Origin of the sequence: Flavobacterium enshiense (assembly GCF_040750275.1) — a bacterium.
Taxonomy (GTDB): domain Bacteria; phylum Bacteroidota; class Bacteroidia; order Flavobacteriales; family Flavobacteriaceae; genus Flavobacterium; species Flavobacterium enshiense_B.
Map to the genome: position 1 here is coordinate 25,578 of NZ_JBDOCV010000002.1, position 13,584 is coordinate 39,161.

12 protein-coding genes are annotated in these 13,584 nt (G+C 36.6%); 6 read left to right on the forward strand and 6 right to left on the reverse strand.

All coding sequences use genetic code 11. The features are described 5' to 3' along the window. Window positions 1–95 precede the first annotated feature (95 nt). On the forward strand, window positions 96–1,601 hold the full coding sequence (locus tag ABGT15_RS02825; RefSeq protein ID WP_367229902.1) for an aldehyde dehydrogenase family protein: 1,506 nt from the start codon (window positions 96–98) through the stop codon (window positions 1,599–1,601). 73 nt (window positions 1,602–1,674) lie between these two features. Next, window positions 1,675–2,052 carry a DUF779 domain-containing protein gene (locus ABGT15_RS02830; protein WP_367229903.1) on the forward strand — a complete coding sequence of 126 codons (378 nt, stop codon included), beginning with the start codon at window positions 1,675–1,677 and terminating at the stop codon, window positions 2,050–2,052. Here ABGT15_RS02830 and ABGT15_RS02835 read toward each other — a convergent pair. The 3 genes from ABGT15_RS02835 to recG form a co-directional block, all read right to left on the reverse strand. After that, window positions 2,049–2,975, reverse strand: coding sequence for an AraC family transcriptional regulator (locus tag ABGT15_RS02835; RefSeq protein WP_367229904.1), 927 nt, complete (start codon window positions 2,973–2,975; stop codon window positions 2,049–2,051). The genes ABGT15_RS02830 and ABGT15_RS02835 overlap by 4 nt on opposite strands. An 88-nt stretch (window positions 2,976–3,063) precedes the next feature. Then, window positions 3,064–3,927 (reverse strand): bestrophin family protein, encoded by an 864-nt coding sequence (locus ABGT15_RS02840; RefSeq protein ID WP_367229905.1) that lies wholly within the window; start codon window positions 3,925–3,927, stop codon window positions 3,064–3,066. 75 nt (window positions 3,928–4,002) lie between these two features. After that, entirely contained in the window at window positions 4,003–6,105 is a 2,103-nt protein-coding gene (gene recG / locus ABGT15_RS02845; protein ID WP_367229906.1) for an ATP-dependent DNA helicase RecG, read from the reverse strand. A 109-nt stretch (window positions 6,106–6,214) separates the two neighbouring features. On the opposite strand from recG, the gene ABGT15_RS02850 reads away from it, so the two are divergent. Continuing rightward, entirely contained in the window at window positions 6,215–6,979 is a 765-nt protein-coding gene (locus tag ABGT15_RS02850; RefSeq protein WP_367229907.1) for a TlpA family protein disulfide reductase, read from the forward strand. Window positions 6,980–6,992: 13 nt separating this feature from the next. On the opposite strand, the gene ABGT15_RS02855 is transcribed toward ABGT15_RS02850, so the two are convergent. Both ABGT15_RS02855 and ABGT15_RS02860 read right to left on the reverse strand, forming a co-directional pair. After that, entirely contained in the window at window positions 6,993–7,487 is a 495-nt protein-coding gene (locus ABGT15_RS02855; RefSeq protein WP_367229908.1) for a hypothetical protein, read from the reverse strand. Between the two features lie 10 nt (window positions 7,488–7,497). After that, window positions 7,498–8,232 carry a diphthine--ammonia ligase gene (locus ABGT15_RS02860; protein WP_367229909.1) on the reverse strand — a complete coding sequence of 245 codons (735 nt, stop codon included), beginning with the start codon at window positions 8,230–8,232 and terminating at the stop codon, window positions 7,498–7,500. A 76-nt stretch (window positions 8,233–8,308) separates the two neighbouring features. Between ABGT15_RS02860 and ABGT15_RS02865 the strand changes: the two genes are divergently transcribed. Next, window positions 8,309–10,351: a M1 family metallopeptidase gene (locus ABGT15_RS02865; protein ID WP_367229910.1), complete on the forward strand. Its 2,043-nt coding sequence runs from the start codon at window positions 8,309–8,311 to the stop codon at window positions 10,349–10,351. Window positions 10,352–10,441: 90 nt separating this feature from the next. Here the strand turns inward: ABGT15_RS02865 and ABGT15_RS02870 are convergent, their stop codons facing one another. Further along, the gene (locus tag ABGT15_RS02870) at window positions 10,442–10,960 is read right to left on the reverse strand and encodes a hypothetical protein (RefSeq protein ID WP_367229911.1); all 519 of its coding nucleotides are present in this window, start codon (window positions 10,958–10,960) and stop codon (window positions 10,442–10,444) included. Between the two features lie 94 nt (window positions 10,961–11,054). Between ABGT15_RS02870 and ABGT15_RS02875 the strand changes: the two genes are divergently transcribed. Both ABGT15_RS02875 and ABGT15_RS02880 read left to right on the forward strand, forming a co-directional pair. Beyond that, window positions 11,055–12,227 carry a carboxypeptidase-like regulatory domain-containing protein gene (locus ABGT15_RS02875; protein WP_367229912.1) on the forward strand — a complete coding sequence of 391 codons (1,173 nt, stop codon included), beginning with the start codon at window positions 11,055–11,057 and terminating at the stop codon, window positions 12,225–12,227. A 66-nt stretch (window positions 12,228–12,293) separates the two neighbouring features. Then, complete coding sequence (locus tag ABGT15_RS02880; RefSeq protein WP_367229913.1) at window positions 12,294–13,493, forward strand: carboxypeptidase-like regulatory domain-containing protein; 1,200 nt, start codon at window positions 12,294–12,296, stop codon at window positions 13,491–13,493. The last annotated feature ends 91 nt before the right edge of the window (window positions 13,494–13,584 follow it).

Below are 13,584 nucleotides of genomic sequence, written 5' to 3' on the forward strand. Positions count from 1 at the left end.
CAAAAAATGTGCTATCAATTGACGGGATCGTGCTATTTTTAGCAGGGCTTAGGGTCTAAATTTGAAATTAGACAAACAAATAACAAATTGAAATTATGAGTAATTTAATTCAAAGACCAGAATTTAAATCAAAGTACGACAATTATATTGGGGGGAAATTTACAGCTCCAGTGCATAGTCAGTATTTTGATGTTGTTTCCCCAATTGATGGGAAAGTTTATACGAAAGCCGCCCGATCTACCAAAGAAGATATTGATTTAGCAGTAGATAAAGCTGCCGAAGCTTTTACTGCCTGGAGTAAAGTATCTCCAACAGACAGAAGTAATTTATTGTTTAAAATAGCACAAGTAATAGAAGATAATTTAGAATTGATTGCCGCTGCTGAAACGGTTGACAACGGAAAAGCCATTCGCGAAACCATGGCAGCCGATATTCCTTTAGCGATTGATCATTTTCGTTATTTCGCCAGTGTAATCCGTGCTGAAGAAGGTTCCGTAAACGAACTGGACGAGCACACAGTTTCGTTAATCGTTCACGAGCCGATTGGTGTAGTAGCACAAATCATTCCGTGGAATTTCCCGATTTTGATGGCTGTTTGGAAGTTAGCTCCGGCATTAGCTGCAGGAAATTGCGTTGTTTTAAAACCTGCGGAAAATACACCGGTATCCATAATGGTTTTAATGGAAATCATTGGCGATTTACTACCCGCAGGCGTTGTGAATATTGTAAATGGTTTTGGTGCAGAATTGGGAAGACATCTAGTGACCAATCCAAAAGTTTCTAAAGCCGCATTTACAGGTTCTACGGCAACTGGAAGAATGGTAATGCAATACGCTACTGAAAATATCGTTCCAGTGACTTTGGAATTAGGAGGGAAATCCCCGAATATTTTCTTTCCGTCTGTAATGGATCACGACGATGAGTTTTTGGACAAAGCCTTAGAAGGTGCCGCTTTATATTGTTTGAACCAAGGTGAAATTTGTACTTGTCCCTCACGATTACTGATCCATGAATCCATTTACGATAGGTTTATGGAACGATTAATTGCACGAGTGAAAAGTGTGCAAACCGGAAATCCGTTAGATCCGAATGTGATGATGGGCGCACAAGCTTCTAAAATTCAGAAAGATAAAATCATGACATACATCAATTTAGGAAAAGAAGAAGGTGCGGAATTGTTGTTAGGTGGTGATGTAAATACTTTTGGTAATGATTTAGACGAAGGCTATTACATTCAGCCTACCATTTTCAAAGGACACAATAAAATGCGCATTTTTCAGGAAGAAATTTTCGGACCGGTTTTGGCTGTAACCACATTCAAAACCACAGAAGAAGCCATTGAAATTGCAAACGATTCCATCTACGGTTTGGGAGCTGGAGTCTGGACCAGAGATGCACACGAACTATACTTGGTTCCAAGAGCGATTCAGGCAGGTCGTGTTTGGGTGAATCAATATCACGCGTATCCTGCGGGTGCGCCGTTTGGTGGATATAAACAGTCGGGAATTGGTCGTGAAAACCACAAACAAATGTTGGATCATTACCGTCAGACAAAAAACATGCTGATTTCGTACAATAAAAATAAACTAGGCTTTTTTTAACAGTTGAAGTTTTTGGTTGTTTGTTGAAGTGCTCTTTCGGGAGCACTTTTTTTACTAATTAATGTGTCAAATTATGCTTAAAAGAATTGAAATTACAGATAGCGCCAAGGAAATGGTGATTTTGCTGAAAGATAAATTTGGAGAATTATTGTTTTATCAGGCGGGAGGATGTTGCGAGGGAACGCAGCCGCAATGTCTGGAAAAAGGTGCTATTTTTTTAAGAACTGCAGACGTTTGTATCGGTCAGGTGGAAGGTGTTGATTTCTGGCTTGATAAAGATTTATTCGAATATTGGAAACACGCTCACTTTACCCTCGACATCATTGACGGTTTTGGAGTTGGCGGATTTTCTCTGGAAGCGCCTTACGGCAAAACGTTTGTCATTCGCTATCGATTATTCACAGAAGAGGAGTTGAAGAATCTTGAATCGGTTCGATACAATTCGTATTAATTAACAAGGTTCATCAGCTGATATTGCTTCGGGGTAACGCCTTCGTATTTTTTAAAGATTCGAATAAAATAGTTCGAATCTTCAAATCCGGAAGCATAGCTTACTTCGTTAATCTGAATGTTTGGGTCTTTCAGTAGTTGTTTGGCTTGTTTTATTTTTTCGTTCAGAATAAATTCTATCGGACTCATGCCAAGTTCCCTTTTGAAATAGCGGTAAAACGAAGTCGGACTCATACAAGCTTTATTGCTGAGATCTTTCAAGTTGATGTTTTCGCGGATGTTCGCCCGGATGTATTCCAAAACCGGAACCATCGGATTGTTTTTATCGGTCAGTTGTTTCGTATCGACAGCTTTTGCGGATTGCGTTTGAATGATGCGTACCAATAACTCCTGAAGCGTCAAATCTGCTAAGGCATCTTTGGTAATCGAACTGCTCATGCATTCTTTAATCAGTTTGTTGATGGTTGAGGCCAATTCGATATTGTTATAGAAGAAATAGTTCTCATGATCTAGCTTCCAGAAATTGTTTTGCCCTTCTTTCGGATAGCGTTCATTTAAAAACTGTAAAGTCTCATTAATTTTAAAATGATCTATAGCCAATGCCAAACATTGTGTAGGATTGTGTTTTGAAGCTTCTGGAAAGTCAATTTTCATTTCCACGTTAGACGGAATAATTACCGTTTCACCAGGCAGGTACTCAAATTCCGGATCATCGAAAAGATGCATTACTTTTTTGCCGCGAAGCATGCTCGTAACCACCAAATCGTTAAACTTTAAAGGAACCAGTTGTGATTCTTTATAGGTTTCAAACAGATTCAGTTCGCAATTATTGAGCGAATAAACCGTGCGGTTTTCCACTAATGTCTTTAGCGATTTTTCATGGGTTAAAACCGGAGCATTGAGTAAAGTTCTGTTTTGATTCATCAGGGCATAAGAAATAAGCAGTTCATTTATTTTCAGATAAATAAATATACTTAAAATACTTTTCGCTCACCTGAATTTTTCAGGAAAATCACAAAATTTCCTCTACATGACGTTTAATGTTTTCGGCTATTTTTTTCGTTGGTAAGTCATTTTCATCATTGCCGAACGGATCTTCGATTTCTTCCGCGATTAACTCCAAACTCGCTAATACATAAAAGATGAAAACCACAACCGGAACCACATAATATCCTAGAGAAAAAGCATAACCAAAAGGCAAAGTCATCACATAAAAGAAAATGAATTTTTTAAGGAAAGCGCTGTAAGAATAAGGAATAGGTGTGTTTTTAATTCGCTCACAAGCACCACAAATATCAGTAAAAGATTGAATTTCAGAGTTTAAAATGATCAACTGATCACCCGTTATTTTTCCTGAAACATATAGATCGTTGATTTTTTCAAACATCATTTTTGCCACTTGGTTCGGACGGTGTTTTTCGTGATCGATTTTCAAATCCAAACCTTCAAAAAGCATAAGTCCGGTTTCCTCATTTTTTAAGTGTTTGTTTAAGATGGAAGCATAACTGGGAATTGTTTTTTTAAAATAAGCCTTGTCATGTTCGTCTTTCAAAATTGCCGACAATTTCAAAGCAAAGTTTCGACTATTGTTAACCAGACTTCCCCACATTTTGCGGCCTTCCCACCAACGATCATAAGCAGTATTCGTACGGAAAACCAACAAAAGGGAAATTACGAAACCCAACATGCCGTGCATGGTACCAAGGTTTCTCACATAGCTATCTTCGGGAAGATCCAGAATCTCCACTTCGGCGTAACCAACCGCACCAGAATATAATGCAATGAAAAACATAATTGGCATTAACTGTCGGAACGTATCCGCTTTATGAAAACGAAAAATGAAAGTAATCCAGTCTTTTGGGTTGTATTGTACCATTTTTTAGAGTTGCTAAGTTATTAAGTTGTCAGTTTAAAAGTTTTAGTTTTTTTACACTGTTAAAATACTATTTTGCTAACTGATATAATTCCAGATATTCTGTTTTTTCCCAAGCTCAATAAAAACCCTTCTTAAAGTTGCATGTTCCGGCTTTTCCATGGGAGCATCGTCTTTTAAAAGCTTAATGGCATGATGTCGGGCAAATTGCAATATCTCACGGTCTTTCACCAAATCGGCAATCTGTAAATTTAAAACACCGCTTTGTTGGGTTCCCATAATATCACCGGGGCCGCGTAATTTTAAATCGACTTCGGCAATTTCGAAACCGTCATTGGTAGCACACATGGTTTCCAAACGGGTTTTGGTATCATTGCTGAGTTTGTGCCCGGTCATTAGAATACAATAACTCTGTTCGGCACCACGACCAACGCGCCCTCGCAACTGATGCAATTGCGATAAACCAAAACGCTCTGCGCTTTCAATGATCATCACACTTGCGTTTGGAACATTTACACCCACTTCAATAACGGTTGTGGCCACCATGATATTGGTTTTTCCTTCGGCAAAGCGTTTCATTTCCGCATCTTTTTCCGCAGGTTTCATTTGCCCGTGAACGATGGAAACAGAATATTTGGGCAACGGAAAATCACGCGTAATGCCATGATAACCATCCATCAAATCTTTATAATCCATTTTTTCAGATTCCTGAATCAACGGATAAACGATATAAATCTGTCTGCCTTTTTCAATTTCATCGCGAATAAATTTCCACACTTTCAAACGGTTGTTATCATAACGATGTACGGTTTGAATCGGTTTTCGTCCCGGCGGCAATTCATCAATCACAGAAATGTCTAAATCGCCATACAAACTCATGGCTAAGGTTCTAGGAATTGGCGTAGCAGTCATAACCAAAACATGCGGCGGAACTTCGTTTTTCTTCCACAATTTACTGCGTTGTTCTACGCCAAAACGATGTTGCTCGTCAATAATGGCCAAGCCTAAATTTTTGAATTGTACCTTGTCTTCCAGCAAAGCATGCGTTCCTATTATGATGTGCAAACTACCGTTTTCGAGTTCTTCGTGAATAATCTTTCGATCGGCCGTTTTAGTCGAACCGGTAAGGAGTTTTATGTTGAGGTTTAAACCTTCGGCTAATTCCGTAATTCCGTTGAAATGTTGTGTGGCAAGAATTTCCGTCGGTGCCATTAGACAAGCCTGAAAACCGTTATCCAAAGCCAAAAGCATACTCATTAATCCTACGATGGTTTTCCCGGAGCCAACATCACCTTGCAAAAGGCGGTTCATTTGTGCGTTGCTTCCTAAATCGTTTCGGATTTCTTTCAATACTTTTTTCTGCGCATTGGTTAGGTCAAACGGCAAATGATTGTTGTAAAACGTGGTAAAATAATCCCCGACTTTATCAAACGGATGCCCTTTTATTTTATGTTTTCGGATGAGGTTTTTAGTGATAAGCTGCAATTGGATAAAAAACAATTCTTCAAATTTCAATCGAAATTGTGCCTTAGCCAAAAGTTCCTGGTTTTTAGGAAAATGAATATTGAAAAGCGCCGCATTCTTCGGAATCAGTTTTATTTCTTCTACTAAATAAGCTGGAAGTGTTTCCGTAAATAATGATTGGGTTTCAATAAAAAGCTGTTGCATCATTTTATTGATGACTTTGTTGGAAATCCCTTTGTTCGCTAATTTTTCAGTACTCGGATATACCGGTTGCATGGCGCTTCGTAGGCTGGCTTTGTGTTCTTCCAACAGTTCCATTTCCGGATGTGCCATGTTGAAAACGCCGTTGAACGAAGTGGTTTTTCCGAAAATCACATAGACAACATTGATTTTTAAACTTTCCCGAATCCATTTATGGCCTTGAAACCAAACGAGTTCCATCTGGCCGGTATCGTCAACAAAAGTAGCAACCAAGCGCTTTCCTTTTTTCTGTTCGACGGTTTTGATATTGATGATTTTGCCAACTATCTGAACCTCGGAATTACTGTTCTGCAATTCGTTGATTTTATAATAACGGGTTCGGTCAATATAACGGTTTGGATATAAGTTGATTAAATCGCCATAGCGGTGAATGTTCAATTCCTTACGCAACAAATCCCCGCGTTGAGGGCCAACGCCTTTGAGGTATTCTATAGGAGTGTCGAGTAAGTTGTTCATTTTGGCTTATAAAGTCTGGTAAACGAAGATAAAATTATTTTTTTTATTTGAAAACAGGGAATGAATTTATTTATAAACTACTTTTGATGTAAAATCTTATAAAAGAAAAATGAAGCATTTTGTATTGGTACTTGTTTGCCTTTTAATAGCGGTAAGTTGTCAGAAATTCCAAGAAGACAATCAGGAAGTATTAGTGCAAAATCTCGAAAACTCCTATAAAGACTGGTGGCTTTATTTTAATGACTTCATCCGGCTTTCTTCTGATTTTAAGGCTTTTGATGCGGAATCGAAGAGAATAAACAAAGGGATTTTTTTAAAATCACTTGCAACGGGAAAATTCATTCCTCTGAAACTTTCTTCAGATACTTCTGAAACGGCTTACAAACTTCATCAATTGGGTAAGGATGCAGATGAGAATATCGTTAGTACCATAAAAAACATGGCTGAAGTTGAATTGACTAATTTTCAGCGGGAAGGGAAAAAGATGCAGCCATTTAATTTTAAAGATCTAAACGGTAAACAATACACTTCTGAAAATACTTTGGGAAAAACAGTTGTCTTGAAATGTTGGTTCATTCGTTGTAAAAAATGTATTGAGGAAATGCCTGAACTCAACAAGATGGTAAAGCAATTCGAAAACAGAAATGATGTTGTTTTTATAAGTTTGGCTTTTGATTCTGAAACCGATTTGAAAAAATTCCTTTCCAAACGTGATTTTGATTATGCAGTTGTGGCCAATCAGGAAGATTATTTAAAAAACACCTTAGGAATTAGTATTTTCCCGACACATTTTATCATCAACAAAAAAGGGGTAATTACCAAAGTTGCCAACGAGATGGAAATTGTTCGCGAGGTTTTAGAAAAAGAAATCTAATAAAATAAAGGTCTTAATCCCGCAGCCATTTTTGCATCACCGGAAAAGCCTGAAGGTTTTCTCTTTCGGCACGTTCGCTTGTTAAAGTTAGTCCGGCCCATTCTAAAAAAGGCAAACCAATGAAGTTTTTCTGAGAATAATTTTCAATCAGCCATTGGGAATTTCCTTTGTAACCGTTTGGATGAAAAATAACTTCAAGCGGCAATTCCAAATGATTGGCAGCGGCATAAGACCATAACATCGCACCAATTTCGTCACCTTGAGTTGGCCAGTCGGGAGCCATTGTCTCTGTACCGATATGCTTTCGTTCTGCGGCGGAAGTTACGGCTAAATGACCGGCTTCATGAAGAATATCACCAGGGTATTTCAGTTTGGAATAGTCAATAAAAAGACAATCCGGACCTAATTCAAGACCGGGTAAAAACGTATCATTATCTAATTCCTTTTCGATGGTTTTGAGATTGATTTCATCTAAAAAGGTTACTATTTTTTGCAGTTCCGATTTCATGCTGACACGATTATTTAGGAATCAGGTCACAATACCAGAAGCCATAATCAAAAGCGTCGGAATCATTTGTGTCGCATGCGGTATTGGAAGAATCCGTTTTTGGTTTTTCGTATTTGCGATAGACAATTTCGCCAATTTCAAAAGCAATCGGTTTAGCAAAAATCGGCCCGTCAAAAGTGAAGGTGTGAAATTCTCCGTTTTCGCCGCAAACATCAACATCTTCCGGTAAATCGTTTATAAATTTTTCGTCTATGATTCTGCCCACAAAGCTTTTGTCCAGATTGCGCTCGTTTACACAAGTAACGATTGTTTTGAATCCTAAAGCCAAAAATTCCTGAATTAACTCTTTAGTGTCAATTTTCCATAGTGGGAAGATGCCATTTAGGTGCATTTCGGCTAATTTGTCTTCACGGTATTTTCGTAAATCATCTAGAAAAATATCGCCGAAGATGGAATGCGTCACTCCGTTATCGGTGTATTTTTTGAGTGTCTCCCGCATTACGTCTTCGTAAACTTCCATAGTTGGCATTTCTGGAATTTCCATTTTATGAAGCGGCAAACCAATACTCTTGGCTTGTTGTTCCAAAAGTTCTGCACGAACGCCGTGCATGGAAATCCGGTTGTATTGCTTGTTTACACTGGTTAAAAGTGAAACGATTTCAATATCAGATTTTTGTAAGGTTTTATATAAGGCCAGAGCCGAATCTTTGCCACTGCTCCAGTTGAAAATTGCTTTTGTTTTCACGGTAGTTAATTTGAGTGTAAACTTACTAAAAAGTCCGAAATTCCGTTGTATTTTTGAAATTCTGATTTTTGAAAATATGAAATATTTATTCCTCCTAATAACTACCATAACTTTTGCTCAGCAAACTAAAAAAGTCGATTTTATCTCGATGCATGCCTATCTGAACCCAAATGCAACCGAAAAATCTGTTGGAGGAAAGGTGGTTTACGATTTTGTAGTAAAATCTAAAATCGATACCATAAAAATCGATGCCGTTAAGATGGAATTTTCAGAGGTAAAGATCAATGGAAATAGCGTAGATTTCAGGAATTCCGGAAAGTCGTTAAACTTGTTCAAAGGTTATAAAAAAGGCAAGAATAAATTGGAATTTACCTATTCGGCAAAACCAAAACAAACGATGTATTTTGTTGACAATCAAATCTGGACGCAAGGGCAAGGGAAATACACGAGTCATTGGTTGCCGAGTTTTGACGATGTGAATGAGAAAGTGATTTTTAATCTTTCAGTTTGTTATCACGAAGATTATACAGTGCTTTCAAACGGCATATTAGTAAAGGATATGCTTCTTGAAACTTGTAAGTCATGGTATTATGAAATGCAAAAACCGATGAGTTCCTATTTGGTTATGCTCGCTATCGGGAAATTTACAAAGCAAACTGAAGTTACAAAATCAGGAACACCATTAGAGTTTTATCTGAAAGAAGAAGACAAAGACAAATTCGCTACAACCTATAAACATTCCACAGCCATTTTCGATTTTTTTGAACACGAAATAGGAGTGAAGTATCCTTGGGAAGTGTACCGACAAGTTCCTGTAATGGATTTTTTATACGCTGGGATGGAAAACACCACTTCAACCATTTTTGCTCAGGATTTCGTTGTCGATGAAATAGGGTTTAATGACAGGACATATGTGAATGTAAATGCACACGAATTGGCACACCAGTGGTTTGGTGATATGGTTACGGCGCAATCTTCAAAACACCATTGGTTACAGGAAGGTTTTGCGACGTATTATGCGTTGTTGGCGGAGAAGGAGTTATTCGGCGAAGACCATTTTAATTATGAATTGTATCAAACGGCAGAAACGTTACAACGAGTTTCTAAAAGTGACACCATTCCGTTACTAAATGAAAAGGCGAGTTCATTGACGTTTTATCAGAAAGGGGCATGGGCATTGCATTATCTAAGGGAAAATATCGGAGCCGAAAATTTCAGAAAAGCGGTTAAATCGTATTTGGGAAAATATGGTTTTCAAAATGTAAACACCGACAATTTTCTGGCTGAAGTAAAAAAGGTCTCCAAATTTGATACAGCGAAATTTAAAAAAATCTGGTTGGAAAAATCCGGATTTGAAATTCAGGAGGCTTTGATTATTCTGAAAAAAAACAAATCGATATCGGATTATCTTACTTTGTCAGAACACTATGAAAAGCCTTTGTCTGAAAAGAAAAGTCAATTTGAAGCCATTTTAAAATCAGATGTTTTTTACCCGCTGAAAGAAGAAGTTATTTATCAATTACAAGAAGTGCCTTTTGAAGAAAAGAAAGCGTTGCTGCAATTGGCGTTGCAAACTGAAAATCTGAAAGTGCGACAGGCCATTGCTACTACATTAAAGCAAATTCCGCTTGAATTTAAAGAAGAATATAAATTGCTTTTAAATGATGCATCGTATATAACCAAAGAGATTGTTTTAAAGAGTTTATGGTCGCAATTTCCTGATGAACGCTTTGATCTTTTGGATAAAACAAAGCAATGGATTGGTTTTAATGACAAAAATTTAAGGATCACATGGTTGTCATTGGCTTTAGCTACAAAAGATTACAAAAACGAAGAAAAAGTAACGTATTACGATGAATTATTAAAGTATTCCACATCGAAATTTGAAGCCAATACCCGCCAATATGCCATTGTAAACCTATTGTTCCTGAATAAAATGGATCAGAATGTTTTGCCAAATCTCGTTAATGGATTGGTGCATCACAAATGGCAGTTTACTAAATTTAGCAGGGAAAAGATCCGTGAACTAATGAAACAAGAAGTTTTTAAAAAATATTTTCAGGAATTGCTTCCTAAATTGCCTGATAACGAGAAAGTTCAGCTGGAGCGGCTTTTTTAAAGAATTCTTAACGCAACCAAAATACTTTTCTTACATCTTTTTAGTAGAATTGCAAGGAATAAAAAAGCCCTGATAAATCAGGGCTTTCAATTATCCGATAATTTCGGCTATTTCGTTCTTTATAAAACTTAGTGCTAATACCGTTGGCGATTGTTTTTCAACCATTTCAGTTAGAATCTGTTCGCGTAATTTATCAGCGTTTTCAGCGGTTAATGCGTTTTTACGGATGGTTTGAATGATGGTGTTTTTTGCGGTCAGGATTACCCCCCAGCACTCATCGGTTACATAAACCTGTTGGGTTAAGTTGTGTTCAAATTCCTGTTCGATATGATGAATCAGCAAACTTTCATAGTCTTTTGCTTCCGAAGAAACGGGTGAAATACGAACCAATAGTTTTCCGGGATTGATACGTTCCAAAAACAAAGCCATGCGCTCGTAGGCGTGTAAACGAAGCGGTAAGGCATTTTTTTGAGCGTCTTTATGCAGAAGAAAACGGCGTCTGCTTTTTTCGTTTTTAACGAATTCCGTAAAAAAGTAATAGGCAACAGCTCCCGTTACTACAGATGGAAGTGTGTACGCTGCAATATCAATAAGTTTTGTATAGTCCATAATAGTGTCAAGTTTATGCAAATGTAAAATATTATTAGTATTTTTAACAATAAGTTCAATAGGCTTTGTTCTTTTTGATAAATACGAAAGGCTTATGAAGAAATTATTATTCATTTTGATACTGTTTTCGTTCGGAAGTGTTTTTTCACAGAATGTTGAAATAACAGTATTTTTAAAAGATTACGAAACCGGAACTCCTATTGAAGGAGCTTCAATTACCGTATTGAGTACTAACCAAGGGCTCGTGAGTAACGAGGAAGGTGTTTTTAAACTTGTACTGGAAAAACCTTCAAAAATTGAAATTTCGCATACTTCATATAAAACGCTTACTGTAAATTCGGCTTCCTTAAAACTGAAAGAGAATATTATTTTTCTTGAAAGCAGTAATAAGACGCTGGAGGAAATCATTATTACCAAGAATCATCCACAGGAAATCCTAAAAAAACTGGTTCGAAACTCAACTGAGAAACTCTCTGTCCCGATTAATTTAAAAATTTATATTCGAGAATTTTTTAAGAATAATGATAAGTACACGTCATTTAACGATGGGTTGCTCAATTTTTACATTCAAGGTTCACCTAAAAGTATAAAATCAGACATATTAGTGGAACAGAATCGTTTTTACGGGCTTACCGACGATGTTGTTTATGAGAAAGTTCTAGGTTATAATCTCAATGATCTGATCAATAATTATTACGAATTTAAATACCTCGAAAAGGTAGTAGAAGCGTATTCCAAAAAGAAATACGAATACGAGATTAAAACTTTTCCCGGGAATGAAGATTATTACGTGATGAACATACGTCCGGTGCCCGGAATTGAAGAATATTTACCGGATTACTTTATTGTTTACGATTACAAGAAAAACATGATTATGGAGATTAATTCCTCCGTACTAACGGAACGTTATGAATTTAAGGGTGTAACCGATTTTCTGGTGATAAAAGGTCGCGTTTTTACTTCGGTTTTCAGTGCCAGTTACAAATTTGACGGGAAAAATTATTATTTGTCAGGTTCGAAAGAAGAAATTGGTTTTATAGCCACAAATAAGCAAAAAGAAGAGGAAAGAATCGAAGTTAAAAATACATTTGTGGTAACCAATTACAGTAACAAACCGGTTCCTTACGATAAAGAAGATGTTTATAAAGACAAATCCTTATTCAATAGACGAAATACTATTTTAACCAATTACTGGGAATTCGATTCCGGATTGACGCCAACCGATGAAGAAAAGAAAATCATTGAAAGTCTTGCCGATAAATTGTAATAAAAAATAGTTTGAAAACGGATTTTATTCATTTTATTTGCTTTCTTCGTAAGAAAATAAATATAAATGAAAAAATACTTCCTGTTTTTATTCGTCTTCATTTGTGTGACTACAATTACAGCACAAGAGAAAACAATTCGGGTTAGACTGCAAAATGCGGTAACCAAAGAGCCGGTTCAAAGCGCTTCAATTGTTGTTAACGGTTCATCACTAGGTACAATTTCAAATGACGATGGCGATTTTCAGCTAACCGTTTTAAAACCTTCGGAGATTAGTATTACCCATTTGGGCTATAGGACTAAAGCAATTTCTTCGGAAGATTGTAGTGATAAAGGGAGTGTTGTTTTGTTGGATCCAAACGAGCAAATGCTGGAAGAGGTAATTGTCACCAAATCGCCAATTCATGAAGTTTTGGCTAAGGTAATAGCAATCTCCAAAGAAAAATTTAACAAGCCTATTGTTTTAAATTCGTATTATCGGGAGTTTGTTAAAGTAAATGACAAATACACACGATTTACTGATGGTTTATTAGAATATCATATAAGCGGCACAACCAAAAAAACAAAATCCGATTTGATTGTAAACCAAAGCAGAGCCGCAAAACTGATCACCGATGACGATGACACCAAGGATATCGCTTCCGGTTTGGATGTTCGATTAGGAGTACGTCGTCAATATGATTTTTATACTATTGAGAAAATCCTGTTTGATGATAAAAATTACGAGGATTATGAATTTGAGATAAAATCAAGAATGGAAAAATCGGGCGTTGAAATGTATGTTATCAGTTTTCAGCCCAAAGCGACATTGGAAAAGTTTTTATACAAAGGAGTAATCGCTTATGACCCGGCGACCAATCTTATTTCAGACTTTGAAATTTATTCAGATTTGGACAATTTGAAGTATTCCAAGGTTATTAATATACTTATCGTAAAAGCGATGTTACTCGATATGAGAGTGAAAACATCATTTAAAATCAGTAATGGCAATTATGTTATGGCCTTTTCCTCAAAAAAAGGGAAAATAAAAGTCTGGAACAAAAGAAAATTCGATGAAGTTGTAGAATACAAAAGTGATTTAGTAGTAACGGATCATAAAAAAGAGGATTTCAGTTATAATCCAAAATCAGTATATGATGATAGATCACTCTATAAAAGAGGGAATAATTACGAGACTAAATTTTGGCAAAATACCGGCGCAGTGGTCTTAACTGCCGAAGAAACAAAGATTATCAGTGAGCTCGAGAAAGAATCGAAAGTAAACTAAAGACGAATTAAGACATTCAACATTTGAATGTCTTTTTTTTATGGTTATTTTTGTCCATTCAAATTCAGAAACAGAAGTTAATCAGATATTT